Here is a 16,984-nt window from a genome sequence, read left to right as displayed (position 1 = left end):
GGCGTCAGCGGGCGCCGACCGTCACCGCGAGGTTGCCGAGTCCGCTGTCCGCGCCGCGCACGGCGATCGAGCCGAACGGGGTACGCAGCCGCAGCCACGGTCCCGAGGCGAACAGTGCGACCGGGAAGTCCGGGGCCGGGCGGAGGAAGCCGAGGGACTGTGCCGCGTGGACGGCGCGCAGCGGGAGTCCCGTGCCGCCGACCGTGCGCGACCATATCTCGCGGCCGATCAGGTCCCGCTGCGCCCTGGTACGGCGGTCCTCGGGCAACGCCTCGTCGCGGGAGCGGAACTCCGCCACCGCGGCGGTGACGGCGCTACGCAGGGAGACGGGGTCGGGCAGCCCCGGCCGTTCCTGCCAGCCGGTGCGCGGCGGGAGCATCCCCGTCCACGGCGGCCCGGTGACGGGCGCGGGCAGCCCGCCACGGGAATCACCCGTCTCGACGTCGAGCGATTCGAGGAGTTCACCGGCGGACACGGTGATGTCGAAGTCGATCGGGCCGGCCAGCCGCGCCGTCCGGATCGCGAGGACCTCGAACGACGGCGGCCTGCCGAACACGGCCAGTGCGCCGCCGCCCGCCTGCAACCGGACGGCGGCCGCCCGGTCGTAATGCAGCAGGCGGCCGAGGAAGGCGGCGAGATCCGCCGCCTCCCTCGCGTCGGCGAAGTGCAGCGACTGCACGGGCACCGTCATACGGTGGCGGGCTCCTCGGCCAGGTACTCCTGGAGGAAGAGCTTCTCCTCCGCGGAGATCCGCCGGGGTCGCTCCTCGGCCAGGTCGTAGGGCACGACGACGGTCGAGGCCCGTACGTACACCTGGTCCGGGTCCTTGATCTCGTACGAGATCGTCAGGGACGCGGCACCTATTTTCGTGACCCAGGACTCGACGGTCACCGGCGCGTGCCGGTGGACCAGCGGACGCACGTAGTCGATCTCGTGCCGGGCCACGACGGACCCGCCGGCGAAGGACGGCGAGCCGTCCCCCGGCGCCAGCCGGAACATGAAGTCGATGCGCGCCTCCTCCAGGTAGCGGAGGAAGACCACGTTGTTGACGTGGCCGAAGGCATCCATGTCCGACCAGCGCAGCGGGCAGCTGTAGATGTGACGAGCCAAGACGATCAGCCTCGCGTGAGCTTCTTGTACGTGGCGCGGTGCGGGCGGGCCGCGTCCGCGCCGAGGCGCTCGACCTTGTTCTTCTCGTACGACTCGAAGTTGCCCTCGAACCAGTACCACTTGGAGTCGCCCTCGTACGCCAGGATGTGCGTGGCGACGCGGTCCAGGAACCAGCGGTCGTGGGAGATGACCACGGCCGCACCCGGGAACTCCAGGAGCGCGTTCTCGAGCGAGGACAGGGTCTCGACGTCAAGGTCGTTGGTGGGCTCGTCGAGGAGCAGCAGGTTGCCGCCCTCCTTGAGCGTCAGCGCCAGGTTGAGGCGGTTGCGCTCACCACCGGAGAGCACACCGGCCGGCTTCTGCTGGTCCGGGCCCTTGAAGCCGAACGCGGAGACGTACGCCCGCGACGGCATCTCGACCTGGCCGACGTTGATGTAGTCGAGCTCGTCCGACACGACCGCCCAGAGGGTCTTCTTGGGGTCGATGTTGGCGCGGCTCTGGTCGACGTAGGAGATCTTGACTGTGTCGCCGATCTTGATGCCACCGGAGTCCGGCGTCTCCAGGCCCTGGAGCATCTTGAACAGCGTGGTCTTGCCCGCGCCGTTCGGACCGATGACGCCGACGATGCCGTTGCGCGGCAGCGTGAACGACAGGCCGTCGATGAGGACCTTGTCGCCGAAGGCCTTCGAGAGGTTCTCGACCTCGACGACGATGGAACCGAGCCGCGGGCCCGGCGGAATCTGGATCTCCTCGAAGTCCAGCTTCCGCATCTTGTCCGCCTCGGCCGCCATCTCCTCGTACCGGGCGAGACGCGCCTTGGACTTGGTCTGCCGGCCCTTGGCGTTGGAGCGGACCCACTCCAGCTCTTCCTTGAGCCGCTTGGCGCGCTTCTCGTCCTTGCGGCCCTCGACCTTGAGGCGGGAGGCCTTCTTGTCGAGGTACGTGGAGTAGTTGCCCTCGTACGGGATGGCTCGGCCGCGGTCCAGCTCGAGGATCCACTCGGCGACGTTGTTCAGGAAGTACCGGTCGTGCGTGACGGCGACGACGGCGCCCGCGTACTTCGAGAGGTGCTGCTCCAGCCAGTTCACCGACTCGGCGTCGAGGTGGTTGGTGGGCTCGTCGAGGAGGAGCAGGTCCGGGGCCTCGATCAGCAGCTTGCAGAGCGCGACGCGGCGCTTCTCGCCACCGGAGAGGTTGACGACCGGCCAGTCACCGGGCGGGCAGCCCAGCGCGTCCATGGCCTGCTCCAGCTGCGCGTCCAGGTCCCACGCGTTGGCGTGGTCCAGGTCCTCCTGGAGCTTGCCCATCTCGTCCATGAGCGCGTCCGAGTAGTCGGTCGCCATGAGCTCGGCGACCTCGTTGAAGCGCGTGAGCTTGCCCATGATCTCGGCGGCGCCGTCCTGGACGTTCTCCAGGACGGTCTTCGACTCGTCGAGCAGCGGCTCCTGCATGAGGATGCCGACGCTGAACCCGGGCGACAGGAACGCGTCACCGTTGGACGGCTGCTCCAGGCCGGCCATGATCTTCAGCACCGTGGACTTACCGGCACCGTTCGGGCCCACCACACCGATCTTGGCGCCGGGCAGGAAGCTCAGCGTGACGTCGTCAAGGATCACCTTGTCGCCGTGCGCCTTGCGCGTCTTGCGCATCGTGTAGATGTACTCAGCCAAGAGAAACCGTCCGGCAATCGATGTGTGGGCAGATACACCCCATCTTGCCTGACGTCCATCCCAGGACGGAAACCCGTCCGGCCGGCGGTACGCCCCATGGGTGCCTTCCGGTACGCGACAGCCCCGGTACGCGTGGGCGTACCGGGGCTGTCATCAGCGCATCGTGACGGCGTGGCGCCGATGCGTCACTCGTTTACTCCGCGGTGGTCTGCGTCTTCCGCTTCCGGAGGAGGAAGACCGCGCCGCCGCCGACGACGACCAGGGCGATGGCGATGCCCGCGATGACCGGGGTGGCGCTCGAGCCACCGGTCTCGGCGAGGTCGCCCCCGGTCCCGGTCCCGGTCGAGCTGCCGCCCGCGGTTGCCGGGGCGGGCTGGTCGACGGTCTGGGTGTCGGGGCCGCCGGTGGAGCTGCCGCTGGTCTTGCAGTCCAGGACGCCCTTGAACGTCTTGGTGAACCCGCCGGGACCGGTGATCGTGAAGTCGTACGCCTGGTCCTCGGCGACCGGGACGGTCACCGTCTCCGACGCGCCGGCCTCGACGGTGTGCTTGATGCCGGCCAGCTCGAAGGTGAATGCCTCGTCGCCTTCGTTGCTCGCGGTGACGTCCACACCACCCTTGGCGCAGTTCTTCTCCGCGGTGACCGCGGGGATCGCGCCCTTCTTGGCCCAGGTCGCGGTGGCGGTCGCGGAGACCGTGGACTCGCTGGAGCCGGCCAGGATCTGCGTCTGGCTCTTGGTCACGCCGGCGAAGGCCCGGCCGACCGGCACCGAGGTGGTGGCCTGGACGGTCAGCGAGGCGGTGCCGTCGGCGGCGCCCGCCGAAACGTCGAAGTAGAGCTCGGCGCCGTTGGCGGCGGCGGTGACGGGCTTGCCGCTCTTGTCGGTGACCTTGACGCCGCTGGCGGAGTCGGCGGGCGGGGTTACCGAGACCTGGCCGGCGTTGGTGTGGACGGTGACCGGTCCGAGCCGCTCACCGGACCGGCCGGAGACCGCGGCCGGGTCCAGGGCGAGGGACGCCTTGGGCTCGGCGACGTCCTCGGCGTGCTCCTCCAGCCAGTCGGCGAGCTTCTCGGCCTGCTTGTCGGCGGCCTCGACGTCGGCGTCGTCCGAGTAACGCCAGATGGCGACCTGGGTGCCCGCCGCCGCGGTCCGCTCGGTGAGCGGCCCGGTGCCGGCCTGCTCGGCGAGCGCCGCGAGGTCGTCGATCTGCGGGTAGGAGTGCTCCAGGATCCAGCGGATCCGGCCCGCGTTCTTGTTGGCACCGAGCGACGTCTGGTTCCAGGGGGTCTCCAGGTACTTCGCCTGGTCCTGGGTGGGGTTATGGATGTCGATGCAGTACGTCTTGAGCTTGCCGCCGCCGTCGACGGTCATCTCGAAGAGCCCGGCGGGCAGTTCCTGCTTCTTCCCGTTCGTGGTGAGCACGGCCCGGTCGTAGGTCTTCAACCCGTCCAGGACTGCGCTGGCACCGCCCTGGTGCTGCGGCGCCTCGTCGGCGGTCGCAGTGCCCGCGCCGACGAGGGCCCCGGCTATGACGAGTCCGGATGCCACCACCGATGCGGCCAGCCGGGCAATGCCCCGGCCCCGTGGCGGATTCGCCCCCGCGTTGGACGATGAAAAGGTCGCTGAAGAAGCAGAAAACACAGATGTCCCCTCTGGGCGGGGCCCTCCGCGCCTGATGCGCGTGTGGGGATTGCCCCGCCAGTCGGCTCAAGTACCCCGTGAGTACTGGGGAATCCTAAGGAAGCGACGAAGCACAATCCCCCGTCATACCGTCGTACAACCATTCCGACTCGGAATCGTTATCGCCGGAGCTGTTTACCACCCATCGTCGCCTCCGCTCCCTCGCCCCGGGCGGAGTCACGGCGCCGACGCCAGTTCGGGGATCGGCTCCTGACGCATCATCATCCCCACCGGTGCCCGCGCCGGTGTCCTCGCCCCCTCCCCCGCTGCGGCTACCGCCCGCCGCCGCCCCTGCTCGGCAGCCTCCCCCCTTCCCCGCACATCTCCCGCCCCGTCCGGCCCGTCCCTCCTGCCCGGCCGTGCCGTCAGTGTCGGGTCACCTCGCAGCACCCGCCGGAAGGCCGCCGTCCCCCGTGTCAGATCGTGTCCGACCGCCACCGCCTCGATGTCCACGAACGTCCGGCGCTGTCCGTCCCGCTCCTCCTCGCGCACCTTCAACCGGCCATGCACGAGCAGCGGTTCTCCGACGGAGACCGAGCCCGCGAGATTCGCCGCCAGTGTGCGCCACGCCCACACGGTGTAGAAGCTGGTGTGCCCGTCCGTCCAGAGCTGTTTCTCGCGGTCCCAGCGGCGGGCCGTCACGGCGAACCGGAATCGCGCCATTCCCCCGGTCGCGGTCTCCCGGAACTCCACCCCGGTCGCCGCATTGCCCACCAGTGTCACCACGGTCTCGTTCATGCCTCCGCCTCCCCTTCGGCTCCGTGACCGCTGCCACGCGGTCACTGATCTCATGCTGAAGGGGAGGCGGGGATCCTGCTGAGGGCTGTGCACTACCGACCGGTTGTGGAAAACTCCGTCACCGTCACGTACCGCTCGCGCACCTCCCGGTACCGCACCAGTTCGGCCGCCACCGGATCGAGCACCCTCGCCCGGCCGACGGCCGCCGCCGCCTCGCGCAGGCACCTCTCGGCCTCCTGCCCGTACCGCCGGGCGGGCCCCCGCGCTGCCGCCGCACACGACCACTCGACCAGTGGCCCGCCGATCACGCCCGCCAGCATCACCAGCGCGGGCGTGAGCAGTCCCGGTTCGACCACGCCGATGATCTGGCCGACCAGCCAGAGCCCGCCGAAGATCTGCAGCAGCGTCATGGACGCCTGCGCCAGCACGGCGGCGGGCCACCACGCGGGCCTCGGCGGCTTGCCCCCCACCCGCCCGCTGTGCGCCACACCCGATGCACCGGCCGCACCGGTGGCCACCACGCCCCCACCGCCGACTGCGGCCGCGGTACCGCGCCCCGCGTCGTCGCCCGCGCCCCCGGCCCGCCCGTGCCCCACCGTTCCGGCCTTCTCGGCCAGCTCGTCCAGAGCCTCCGGCAGCCCCGTCGCCCCCTGCGCCGCGGCCTCGCGGACCGCCTGCGCCCAGGGACCCGGCAGCCCGTCCGCGGCGGCGTCCGCCACCGTCCGTACCGCCTGCTCGACGCGTTGCCGGGCGGTGAGCTGTTCCTCCGCCGGTGCGGGCATGGCCGCCGCCCGGTCCGGACTTCCCGGCCGCCGGGTGGACTCGTACCACCGCCACAGCCGCAGCCACGGCGTCCCGCAGGCGCGTCCGGCGTTCCTGCGCCACTCACGTTCGGCGGTCTGACCGGCCGCGGCCGCGCCCACCGCCTCCCCCAACCGGTCGGCGAACTCCTCGCGGGCCCGTTCCCCGAGTCCCGGCCGCCCCTCGGCGACGTACACCGGACGCAGCTTCGCCGCCGCGGCGTCCACATCGGCCGAGAGCCGGCGCGCCGCTGCTGTGCGCTCCTGCACGAACCGCCCGAGCAGCTCACGCAGTTCATCGACACCTTCGCCGGTGAGCGCGGACAGCGACAGGACGGTGGCGCCCGGTTCGCCGTGTTCGCCGAGCGCCATGCCGTCCTCGTCGAGGAGCCTGCGCAGATCGTCGAGGACCTGGTCGGCGGCGTCCCCGGGCAGCCGGTCCACCTGGTTGAGGACGACGAACGTGACCTCCGCGTGGCCGGCCAGCGGTCGCAGATAGCACTCGTGCAGGGCGGCGTCCGCGTACTTCTCGGGATCGACGACCCAGATCACCGCGTCGACCAGTGCCAGCACCCGGTCGACCTGCTCACGGTGCCCGGCCGCAGCGGAGTCGTGGTCGGGCAGATCGACGAGGACAAGCCCCTGGAGCGCCTCGTCCGCCTCCGTACCGCCCTGCTGCGGCCTGCGCCTGAGGCGTCCCGGAATGGCCAGCCGGTCCAGCAGTCCGGCGGCGCCGTCGGTCCAGGAGCAGGCAAGGGGCGCGGCGGTGGTCGGCCGACGCAATCCGGTCTCGGAGATCTGTGCGCCCGCCAGGGAGTTGAAGAGCGTCGACTTGCCGCTGCCGGACGCCCCGGCGATGGCGACGACGGTGTGCCGTGAGGAGAGCCGCTGTCGTGCGGCGGCCTCGTCGAGTACGCGCCCCGCCTCGGCGAGCGTGGTCCCGTCGAGGCGGGCCCGGGACAGTCCGACGAGTTCGCGCAGCGCGTCGAGCCGCGGCCGGAGCGGGCCGCCGGAGGGTACGTACGCCTCGACCTGGGGACGTACGTCGTCGGGGGCGGCCTCGGACTCGGGATCCTCGGCGTCCTCGGCGAGGGCCGCTGCGCGCCGGGCGATGAGCCCGTCGTCCCACCGGCCCTCGGTCGCGGGGACATGCCGGCCCTGGCATACGACGACACCACCGGCCTCGCCCTGTTCCTGGCCGTGATCCTGGTCAGTGACGGCAGTCAATGCTGCCACCTCTCCTTCTGCAGTACGGACAGCGCGGCAATCAGTTCGGCCTGCGGCTCCGGGGCCACGTCGAGCGCGTCGAGCGGTGCCAGCCGCCGGTCGCGCTCGCTGCCCAGCACCCGGTCGAGACAGCTGGTCAGCAGCGCCCCGCCCTTGTCGCGCAGCCGCAGCGCGCCCCGGGCTCCGATACGTTCGGCGAGCTGCTCCCCGGCGCTGCGGGCACGACGGCCGCCGAGCAGCGCGGCGGCCAGCAGCGCGGCCGCCGTCTCGGCGTCGGGTGCGGCGCCGCGTTCCAGCCGGCGCACCTCTTCCTCGGCCAGCTCCTCCAGGACCCGCCGCCACCGCCGTACGGCCATGGCGACCCGGCCCCGGACGTCCTCGGCGGGCCCCCATGCCTCGGCTTCCCGGCCCGCGTTCCCGAACCCGAACACACCGGCTGCGGGTTCGCGCTGCCAGGCGGTACGGATCTGCTCGTCGGCGGCGGCCACGGCGCACTGCAGCAGCGCGGCGAGGCTGTCCACCAGCGCTTCGAGGAGTTCCTCGGACGTGCTGTAGTGCGGGTATCCGCGCCATCGGGTACGGGCGTCCCCGGAGAGCACGCCACCGTTCTCCACCCGCCGCCGGACCCGTGCACCCTCCTTCTGGTAGGCGTTCTCGACCACACCGGTGAGCCGCACGGCCGCGGCGTGCTGTGCGGCGACGGCGCCGGCCAGCTCCGGCATCCGTACGTCCATCGAGTCGATGACCCCGGCCGCCGTACGCCCCACCGCCTGCTGACGGGCCGCCGGATCGTGTACGCGGTGGCTGAGCCAGGCGCGCAGTGGGGCAACCGCGGTGGTGGGCAGCAGCCCGCTGCCACCGCCCGCCGACTCGGGCAGTTCCGGGATGGTGAACCGTGGCACCTCACCGAGTCCCGCCTTGGTGAGGAGCGCCCCGTACTGCCGCGAGACCTCGCCGATCACCTGGTGCGGTACCCGGTCGAGCACGGTGACGAGCGAGGCGTCGTACTCCTTCGCGGTACGCAGCAGATGCCACGGCACCGCGTCGGCGTACCGGGAGGCGGTGGTCACCATGACCCAGACGTCGGCGGCACAGATGAGTTCGGCGGCCAGTACCCGGTTCCGTACGACGAGCGAGTCGATGTCGGGGGCGTCGAGCAGCGCGAGCCCACGAGGCAGACTCGCGGCGGTCTCGACCCGCAGTGTGGTCCCGTCGTCGAGCCCGTCGAGCTCGTCGCAGAGGCCGGGGTCCGCGGACTCCCCCGGCGGCAGCCAGACCCGGGTCAGCTGCGGCAGCACCCTGCCCCCGGCGAACCAGCGATGATCATCCGGATGGCAGACAAGGACGGGAATCCGGGTGGTCGGCCTCAGTACCCCGGCCTCACTGACCCGCCGCCCCACCAGCGAATTGACGAGCGTCGACTTCCCGGCGCCGGTGGATCCGCCGATGACCGCGAGCACGGGCGCTTCGGGATCCTTGAGCCGGGGAAGCAGGTAGTCGTCGAGCTGTGCGAGCAGCTCGACCCTGGTCTGTCGGGCGCGTGTCACCCCGGGGAGCGGGAGTGGGAGACGCACGGCGGCGACACGGTCGCGCAGGGCGGAAAGTGCGTCGATGAGCTGAGGCCGTACGTCCATGGTCACCACATGCGAAGAATGCCCAATTTTGGCGCCTTTTTGAAGCGTATAGCCCCCTCTGCGCGCCGATTGCGCCGTCGGGACAGAGGGGGCGAGTGGGACGCAGGCATAACGAGTGCACAACACCCGGGGCGCGAGGCGTCAAAAGCGATGCGCGAGCCGTGCCTACCTGCGATTATCGGTTCGCTTCACCGAACCTACACATCGTGCCACGCAGGTGAAGCAACCGGGTCGAGGCGATCGGAGCCCTATCCTTGTCCCGGCAAGGTCGCGGACCGGCCCGGCCCCAGGGCTCCAGGCCGCCGAGGCCACCACCCGGCCCCCGTAGCTCAGTGGATAGAGCAGGCGCCTTCTAAGCGCTTGGCCGCAGGTTCGAGTCCTGCCGGGGGCGCTCTGCCCGTACCACCATGAGGCCCTCCGACCAGGAGGGCCTTTTCGCTGGCCGGAGGCACGTTAGCGAGCGCGGCGTAGTGGCGGCGTAAGTCTTGACGGAAACCCTGGCGGGGCTGGCGACAGTCCGGCTGGGGGCGGTTTCTCACGGCTTCTGGCGGCTGTTCTTCCCGAAAACTTCCCGAAGTCCCAGGGCGAGACGCCCTTGCTTCATCCCACGGTGGAGCAAGGCCCGCTGGAGGAGGCGACTCCGAGGGCTCGACCAGCAAGATCGTCCCGCCGCGTCCGGTGGCCGCCCGTCACCTACCGCGCCTCGATGCGCGCCTGGGCCGAGATCAGTGCAGAGGCCATCGCCGTCGGCAAGGTGGCGCCGGGCACCTCGGGGGGATCCGCAAGCACGGGATGCCGACGATCGCGGACCGGATCGTTCAGGCAACACCGGAACTGGTGGGACATCAGCCGGATCTTCGCTGCCCTCGGCGCCGGCGACGGTGTCGCAGGCCACTTTCTCGGCCTGCGACACGGGGCTGGGCGGCCAGGGCCGACCGGGCCCGTCGCTCGATCGCTCAGGATGCCGTCGCGGGCAACGGCCTGCCCAGCAGGAAGCTCCGCAGCAGCGCTGTGTAGAGGCGTGGCCGGTCGCGGGAGATGGCGTGACCGGCGCCTTTGACGGTCACGAGTCGGGAGTCCGGGAGGGTGCGCCGGTACTCGTCGGTGACCGCGGGTTTGATGAAGTCGCACTCGCCCCGCAGGACGAGCGAGGGGACGTCCGCCGTGCGCAGGTTCGGCCGGGGGTCGGGGATCCGTTCGAAGTCCTCGCGAAGGATCTGGTTGCCGTAGAAGCCCTGGGGGTTGTGATGTGCCGCGGTGGATGGCGCGCCCTGGCACGAGGTGCTGTCCTTGCCCGTCAGAGCGACCTCGTGCATCCAGTGATCGACCTCGGGGTCACCGACCAGGGCGTGCGCGGCGCCGGGGTTGACGGCCAGCAGCAGGCTCGCGGCGAGCATCCGGGGCATGCTGTTCAGGTTTTCGAGCCGGGCCTGCTGGGCCGGGGTGAGCCGGTTCCAGGGTTCGCCGGCCGTGGAGCCGGGGTATTCGTGGCCCCACAGCGCGCCCGGCGAAGTGAACACCGCCTTGGCCACATGCCGGCTGTGGGCCGCCAGGTACTGGGCCGCGAGCGACCCTCCCCACGACTGGCCGACTATGACGATCCGGTCGGCGCCGAGCGTACGGCGGATCGCTTCGAGGTCGGCGACCTGGCGGGCCACCGTGTATCCAGTGATGTCCCGCAGCCTGGTGGAGCGGCCCGCTCCGAGCTGATCGTAGGAGTAGACATCGAAGCCGTCCGCCGCGAGTTCCCGGCCGCCGGTGGGAATTCCCTCGGCGGGTGTGCCGGGCCCGCCGTGCAGGAAGATCACCGGCGTCGGCCTGGCCGTGCCGGCGGCGGGGGCGTGGACGTATGCGATGCGCGAGCCGGTCGGCAGCTTCCAGAACCCGACGCCGGGCGGGATGGGCACCGACGCGGAGGTTGGCATCGGACGGAACACGGTGACGGCGGCGAGTAATGCCACGGCGACCGTCAGCCCGCCCGCGAAGAGGACAGCTGCCCGCCGGCCCGCGCCGAGCAGGGCGACCCCCGCGCGACCCAGCAGCCAGCCGGCCAGGGCGCCTGACGCGAGCCCGGCGAAGGCGAACACCGGGACGCTCGTGGTGACGAACGCCGTGACGAGGAAACCGGCCGCCGCGGCGACGGGCGCCAGCGGCAGTGCGAGCAGGAGAAGAGCGCCGCCGAAGATGCGGCGGGGAAGTGTGTGTGCCATACGGACGAGGCTAGGAACGCAGTGCGCGCATTCCTTCCCGCTGCGGGACGATCCGAGAGCGGCAGGTCACCGCCGTGCGGCGGGGCGCGCACCCCGCCGCACGGCGGGGTCGGCAACGGCGGACGGGCCGTGGGCGCCTGTGGCGGCAGTTCAGCGCAGGCCGGGACGGATCAGACCGGCCTCGTACGCGGCGATCGTCGCCTGGACCCGGTCCCGGACGCCGAGTTTGCCGAGGATCACGGAGACGTGGTCCTTCACGGTGGCCGGGCTGATGCCCAGCGTTGCCGCGATCTCCGTGTTGGACAGCCCCCGCGCGACCTGACGGAGCACCTCGGTCTCGCGCGGGGTGAGCCGGTCGAGCCGGGTCGTGCCGAACGGGTCGGGCGCTTCGGCGAACTGGTCGATCAGCCTCCTGGTCACCGTCGGATCGAGCAGCGCGGCCCCGGCCTCGATCACCCGTACCGCGTCGATGACCCGCTCCGGTTCGGCGTCCTTCAGAAGGAAACCGGCGGCTCCGGCGCGCAGAGCGGCGAACAGGTACTCGTCGAGGTCGAATGTGGTGAGCACGAGGACGCGGGTCGCCGGATTGCGCGCCGTGATCGCGGCGGTCGCCGCCAAGCCGCCGGCGCCCGGCATCCGGATGTCCATCAGTGCGACATCCGGCCGCAGCGACAGCGCGAGTTCGACGGCGGCCTCGCCGTCCGCGGCCTGCCCGACAACGCAAAGGTCGGGTTCCGCGTCGATGATCGCCGCAATCCCGGCACGTACGACGGCCTGGTCGTCCGCGATGGTCACCCTGATCGCGATGGGAACACCTCCGGCAGCCAGACCCGTACCACACCGCGGCCGGTCGTCGAGAGAGTACCGCCGGTGGCATCGGCCATCGCGCGCAACCGCCGCCGCACGCCCGGGTCGGCGGGTGCGGGACCGGAGAGCTCGACCCCGCCGTCGAGGCTGTGCACGGTGAGTGTCACCCCTGCGGCCATCAGCGCCGCGGCGATCCGGTACGCGGAGACCTCCACGACGGCGGGTGCTGGGCGGCGCGGGCCGGTGTAGCGGACAGCGGTGCCGTACCGGGTGGCCAGCGCCGCGATCCCGGCCACAGTGGGCGGCGGGGTGTCCACAGCGTCCCGGCCCCGCAGTTCGGTGAGCAGTTCCCGCAGTGCGGTGAGACCGGCACGCGCCTCGGTCCGTACGGTCTCCAAATGACCGGCCTCAGCGGCGGTGACCACCGCCCGTGCGTGCCGGTGCGCCGTGCGCCGCAGCTGTGCGGCGATCCGCCGGCGCTGGTCGCGCACCGCGGCGTCGGCGTCCCGGTCGAGCAGTTCCCGCCGCTGGGCGGCAGCGGCCCGCAGCCGGTCCCGGCGACGGGCCGCGAACCGCCCGAGCGACCAGACGGCGAACGCGGGAAAGGCCAGCATGCCGGTCAGCACCGCCCAGGCCGCCGCCCGGTTGCCGGTGATGCCGCTGCCACCGGCGAGCGCGAGACCGCCCACGGCGGCCACCGCGAGGGGCGCGAGCCGGCTGCGACGGCCGGGCAGATAAGCTCCGACGCTGTACGTAAGCGTCAGCTCCACCCACCAGTACACCAGGAAGATGTCGCTGACCGGGGGCTGCGTCCAGCCCGCCAGATCGCAGGCCAGCCACAGCACCAGAGCCAGCAGAACCGCCGCAAGCCCGCGTCCGGGCGCGCGCGAACGCCACCCCAACGGCAGGGCGTGCAACCCCGACAGCAGGACCGTCGGCACCGCGGGCAGGAAGCCGCGGAAGGAGTCCGGTACGTCGGCCGACAGCAGGCTCGCGCCGAGCGAGAGTGCGATCGCGAGGACCGCCAACGCCCAGTCGAGCGCGGTCGGCCCGCGCCAACGGGACCACCGGCGTACGGCAGGTGACGCGGCCGACGGCAGCTGTGCCCGTACGGTCCAGCCAGAGCCTCCTGGTCCCGCAGACAGCGTTCCGCCCGCCGCGCCGACCACGGCTCGCAATCCCGCGAGGCCGTGCCCGGTGCCGAGACCGGGCTCGGCGACCGTACCGCCGTCGTCGGTGACGGTGACGGTCAGCCCGGGACCGCTGTCGGATCGGCCGGCCCCTTCGGTCCCGTCGCCCTTTCCGGCCCTGGCCACGCGTACGCGCACCGCCGCCCCGTGGGCGTACCGGGCCGCATTGGTCAGTGCTTCGCGGACCACGCGGTACGCCGCCTCCGTGCTGCTCGCGGGTGCCTCGTCCACCGTGCGCAGGTAGTCCGCCCCGTGTTCGGCTGCCAGCGCGTCGATGTCGGTGAGGGCGGCCACCTCGGCGCGCTCGCCCAGTCCCGCGAGACGATCCAGTTCGAGCACGGCCTGCCGGCCCGTGTCGATCGCGTGCCGGAGCGCCTCCTCAGTCCGCTCCTGGTCGGCGAGCCGAAGCGCGGCGCCGGCGAAGACCACGATCCCGGTCAGCCGGTGCGCGGCCACGTCGTGCAGTTCCGCCGCCAGCCGGTCCCGCTCGGTGAGCGCCGCGAACCGGGGCACCACGGGGGTGCCGGCCCGGTACGCGACCAGCGCAGACCGGGCGGCCCGCCTGCGTCGGCGGGACCGGCCCGTCGCCCAGGCGACCGCCGCGCCACCGCCCGCTACCAGCGCGACGCCCACCACGTAGTGCGGTGGCTCGCCAAGCATGGCGGCGGTACCGGCGGCGACCAGTGTGACCGTGGCCGCTCCCGCGAGTGCGGGACCGGCGGTCCAGTGCAGGGCCCACATGTGGAGCACGACGAGCACGGCGACCGGCACGACCGCCGCACCCACAACCGCGGCCGTAAGGAAGGGCACGGCCACCAGCGTCGAGGCCAGGACGAGCCCAGGCAGAACGAGATCGCGCCATCCGGACGCAGCGTCCGTCACCGACCACGTAAACCGTGTCATCGCCGGAACGTACCTTCTGCACACCGTCTTTCGGTAGCGGCGATGAGTCCGGCCGGAGCCCGCGCCGGAAAGGTGGTGACGGACCGCTGTAGGCGGCGGAGGCACAGCGCCTGGGCGAACATCGCTCGCTACCGGTGGGCTGCTGTCGGCGCACCGTCCGGCCCGGTCATCCCTGCCCGCCGGGCATCAGAACGCTTCTGTACCAGTCGGCATGGAGCGGGAAGTCCGCCTTGAAGCCATCACCGGGATCACAGTCGAGGAGCTCCCAGACCCGGTCATCGGTGAACCAGTGCTCCACGGTGAGCAATTGGAGAGCATGCAGAAGACGCGGTGACGCGGCGAGCCGTGCCCGGGCCTCGTCCAGCGCGATGTCCGCGGCAGCCCACTCCAGTCCGAGCGCGGCGGAGACCGCCGCGACGAGGTCGGAACAGGCCACCGGGTCAGGGTGGTTGACGTGGTGGACACCGGCGGTCTCCCGGGGCGAGAGCGCCGCGGCCAGCAGAGCCCGGCCCAGCACCCGCACATCGATCATGGAGTGCCGGGCGGCGCACCCGGCCAGGCCGGACGACAGTTCCCGGACCAGCGCTACCAGACCGGGGATCACCCAGCGGTCCCCCTCGCCGTGGACGAGGTGGGGGCGCAGCACGGTCCCGCCGGCAGCCAGCACATGGCGCTCCGCGGCGGCACGCGTGACGCTGGTGAGCGAGACCGGGGCGAGCGGCGCCCGGCCGGGGGCCAGGTCCGTGAACGGCCCGCGCCCGTACACGGCTGCCGTGCTCAGATAGACGATGCGGGCGACGCCTGCGCGCTCCGCCTCCTCCACCAGTGCCCGGGTCCCGAGGTCGTTCACGGACCGGAGCGTTCGTTCGTCCCCGTTGATCTGCGAGGCGCAGTGAATCACCGCGTCGACCCCGTCGCAGACGCCGCGCAACGACGCGATGGCGGCGAGGTCCCCGTGCACGGTTTCGATGTCGGAGCCTGCGCAGGACGCAGGGACGTCCACGGGTGCCCGGTGTTCCATCAGACGCAGCCGGACGCCGGGGACGGCATCGGCAGCCGCCACCACATGCCTGCCGACGAAGCCGCTCGCCCCGGTGATGAGGATGTGCGTGGTCACAATCGGTCGTCCCCATGTGTGTGAGTGAGTTCGCTGGTGAATACCGGCTCGCCGTCCTGTTGTCCGCATACCCGCACCACGGTGCGGGCACTGTCGCCGGAGGGAATCAACTCGGCTTCCACCCAGCACGGGCTGTCGAGTTCGGCGTATGTGTGGAAAGCGATCTCCACCGACGTCGGGAGAAATGCGTGCCCCGGAGCGACAGCGACGGCTGCCTGGCGGGCCGCCTCCAGTAGCACGATGCCCGGAACATGGTCGTTCGGGCGCCTGAACAGGGTCGGGTGGGTGGTGTCCAGCCGCAACCGCCAGCGGTTCGGCCGAGGTGTCGGCGTCAGTACGACGTCCGACTCCGCCGTCCGGCCCACCTCGTACGGCTCCGCACCGGGCGACAGCGGTACGGGACGGCCCATCATGTCCAGACTGTCCTGGCGGAGGCGGCGGTAGGCCCGCGCCGATGTGCAACTGATCCGTCCCGAGCCGGTCGCCAGTACGGTGCCGCCGCGACAGAAACGCAGGTCGACCCGCATACCGGCGATGCTCTTGCCCCGCTTCCGCACATCCGAGCAGGTCAGATCGATCAGGACCTTTCCGGACGCGACCTCCAGGGAAAAACCCGGAACGACGGTGTCGTACGCCAGGTCCCACATCACGAACTGGTCGTCGACCGGAACTCCCAACTCCGCGTGGGCCAGCATCATCGTCGCCTGCCGCATGGTCTCGGCTATCAGCAGGGGATCCTGGTGGTGGCCCGATGCGACGGCGAAGAAGTGGTGCGGGCGCGGCCATTGGGCCGATACGGAGAACTCCGTATCGCTCAGCCTGCACCAGGCGGTGGGAAAGATGTCCCTGGGGTCGGACCGGTGAACGATTTCATGCGAGACATCAGTTCTCCAGCCTCTCTGCGGCGGGATCGCCAGCCCGTGGAGACCGGTTGGTTCGGTCTCGGTGAGGGTGACAATGTCGGGCGATTCGATGTGAACCATGGAAATACCCCCAACTCATCCGTGGGGGAGTGCCTCGCTCCCCCACGGTAAGATACCGACGGCCCTGGTTCTTCCGCAGTCCGGCTGGCGTATACGAGATCACATCGCCACGAGAGGCAGGAACGCACAGCTGATGGCCCAACAAGCTCGAGCGATCCAGACCCGGCAGTCGATCCTGCTGGCTGCCGCCACTGTCTTCGACGAGCGCGGCTATGGAAGCGCCACCATCAGCGAGATTCTCGCACGGGCAGGCGTGACCAAAGGGGCCCTCTACTTCCACTTCGCCTCGAAGGAGGAGCTGGCCCTCGGAGTGATGGAGGCGCAGCTGGAAGTCGGTTCGCTGCCGACGCAGTTGACGAGGCTCCAGGAGTTGGTCGACCAGGGCCTGGTGCTGGCCCACCGGCTCCGCCACGAGCCGCTGGTGCGCGCGAGCGTGGGGCTGGCGATGGAGCAGGGGGGCGGCGAACTGAACCGCGGCCTGCCGTTCCACTCCTGGATCGCCCGGCTCGAAACCCTGCTGATCGAGGCGAAGCAGCAGGGCGAGGTCCTGTCCCACGTCAATCCCGCGGAGGCCGCCCAGCTCCTGGCCGGCGCTTTCTCCGGAATCCAGGAGATGTCCCAAGTCCTCTGCGAACGAAAGGACTTGGAGCAACGGATCTCGATGCTGCTGCGCTATGTACTGCCGAGCATCGCACTGCCGGCCGTACTCGCCGTGCTGGAGATCACCGAGACCCGAGCCGAACAGCTGCTGGCCACGGTCAGAGACCCGGACATGCCCGAGGGCGGGCGCGAAGAGGAGTAGGTCCCCGTCCCTGGACTCCGGCGGGGGCGAATTTCCATACCGCACGTCCGGAAACAGCGACAGAACCTGCGTAACGGGAGTAGGTACGCGCTCGGCTCACCGCCCCTTCACG

Annotated in this window: 13 protein-coding genes and 1 tRNA gene; 2 read left to right on the top strand and 12 right to left on the bottom strand. The window is 71.2% G+C overall.

Translation table 11 applies throughout. The features are described 5' to 3' along the window. Positions 1 to 4: 4 nt before the first annotated feature. The 7 genes from ACGFSA_RS03045 to ACGFSA_RS03015 all read right to left on the bottom strand — a co-directional run bounded on the left by ACGFSA_RS03045 (position 5) and on the right by ACGFSA_RS03015 (position 8,860). A complete protein-coding gene (locus tag ACGFSA_RS03045; RefSeq protein ID WP_393298814.1) occupies positions 5 to 691 on the bottom strand; it encodes a hypothetical protein in 687 nt (228 codons plus the stop codon). Next, the gene (locus ACGFSA_RS03040; RefSeq protein ID WP_393298811.1) at positions 688 to 1,110 is read right to left on the bottom strand and encodes an acyl-CoA thioesterase; all 423 of its coding nucleotides are present in this window, start codon (positions 1,108 to 1,110) and stop codon (positions 688 to 690) included. The genes ACGFSA_RS03045 and ACGFSA_RS03040 overlap by 4 nt, the downstream gene beginning before the upstream one ends. Positions 1,111 to 1,115: 5 nt before the next feature. Next, on the bottom strand, positions 1,116 to 2,780 hold the full coding sequence (gene ettA, locus ACGFSA_RS03035) for an energy-dependent translational throttle protein EttA (protein ID WP_393298808.1): 1,665 nt from the start codon (positions 2,778 to 2,780) through the stop codon (positions 1,116 to 1,118). A gap of 193 nt (positions 2,781 to 2,973) precedes the next feature. Further along, positions 2,974 to 4,422, bottom strand: a complete 1,449-nt coding sequence (locus ACGFSA_RS03030; protein ID WP_393298805.1) for an LAETG motif-containing sortase-dependent surface protein — start codon at positions 4,420 to 4,422, stop codon at positions 2,974 to 2,976. A 216-nt stretch (positions 4,423 to 4,638) separates the two neighbouring features. Then, positions 4,639 to 5,199 (bottom strand): single-stranded DNA-binding protein, encoded by a 561-nt coding sequence (locus ACGFSA_RS03025; RefSeq protein ID WP_393298802.1) that lies wholly within the window; start codon positions 5,197 to 5,199, stop codon positions 4,639 to 4,641. A 92-nt stretch (positions 5,200 to 5,291) separates the two neighbouring features. Continuing rightward, entirely contained in the window at positions 5,292 to 7,226 is a 1,935-nt protein-coding gene (locus ACGFSA_RS03020; protein ID WP_393298799.1) for a GTP-binding protein, read from the bottom strand. Beyond that, the gene (locus ACGFSA_RS03015; protein WP_393298796.1) at positions 7,223 to 8,860 is read right to left on the bottom strand and encodes an ATP-binding protein; all 1,638 of its coding nucleotides are present in this window, start codon (positions 8,858 to 8,860) and stop codon (positions 7,223 to 7,225) included. Before ACGFSA_RS03015 ends, ACGFSA_RS03020 begins: the two co-directional genes overlap by 4 nt. A gap of 318 nt (positions 8,861 to 9,178) precedes the next feature. Here ACGFSA_RS03015 and ACGFSA_RS03010 point away from each other — a divergent pair. Further along, a tRNA-Arg gene (locus tag ACGFSA_RS03010) sits at positions 9,179 to 9,251 on the top strand. Between the two features lie 565 nt (positions 9,252 to 9,816). On the opposite strand, the gene ACGFSA_RS03005 is transcribed toward ACGFSA_RS03010, so the two are convergent. From ACGFSA_RS03005 to ACGFSA_RS02985, 5 genes are all read right to left on the bottom strand, one after another. Next, entirely contained in the window at positions 9,817 to 11,070 is a 1,254-nt protein-coding gene (locus ACGFSA_RS03005) for an alpha/beta fold hydrolase (protein WP_393298793.1), read from the bottom strand. Positions 11,071 to 11,220: 150 nt separating this feature from the next. Then, a complete protein-coding gene (locus tag ACGFSA_RS03000; RefSeq protein ID WP_393299454.1) occupies positions 11,221 to 11,877 on the bottom strand; it encodes a response regulator in 657 nt (218 codons plus the stop codon). Then, on the bottom strand, positions 11,862 to 13,970 hold the full coding sequence (locus tag ACGFSA_RS02995) for a histidine kinase (protein ID WP_393298790.1): 2,109 nt from the start codon (positions 13,968 to 13,970) through the stop codon (positions 11,862 to 11,864). Before ACGFSA_RS02995 ends, ACGFSA_RS03000 begins: the two co-directional genes overlap by 16 nt. A 166-nt stretch (positions 13,971 to 14,136) precedes the next feature. Then, positions 14,137 to 15,087: an NAD-dependent epimerase/dehydratase family protein gene (locus ACGFSA_RS02990; RefSeq protein ID WP_393298787.1), complete on the bottom strand. Its 951-nt coding sequence runs from the start codon at positions 15,085 to 15,087 to the stop codon at positions 14,137 to 14,139. Then, positions 15,084 to 16,070, bottom strand: a complete 987-nt coding sequence (locus tag ACGFSA_RS02985; protein ID WP_393298784.1) for a ScbA/BarX family gamma-butyrolactone biosynthesis protein — start codon at positions 16,068 to 16,070, stop codon at positions 15,084 to 15,086. The genes ACGFSA_RS02990 and ACGFSA_RS02985 overlap by 4 nt, the downstream gene beginning before the upstream one ends. 133 nt (positions 16,071 to 16,203) lie before the next feature. Between ACGFSA_RS02985 and ACGFSA_RS02980 the strand changes: the two genes are divergently transcribed. After that, positions 16,204 to 16,872, top strand: coding sequence for a ScbR family autoregulator-binding transcription factor (locus ACGFSA_RS02980; protein ID WP_393298781.1), 669 nt, complete (start codon positions 16,204 to 16,206; stop codon positions 16,870 to 16,872). The last annotated feature ends 112 nt before the right edge of the window (positions 16,873 to 16,984 follow it).

Source organism: Streptomyces sp. NPDC048496 (genome assembly GCF_043200055.1).
Taxonomy (GTDB): Bacteria; Actinomycetota; Actinomycetes; order Streptomycetales; family Streptomycetaceae; genus Streptomyces.
The sequence above is the reverse complement of the archived record's forward strand: the minus strand, read 5'-3'. Positions and strand labels throughout refer to the sequence as shown.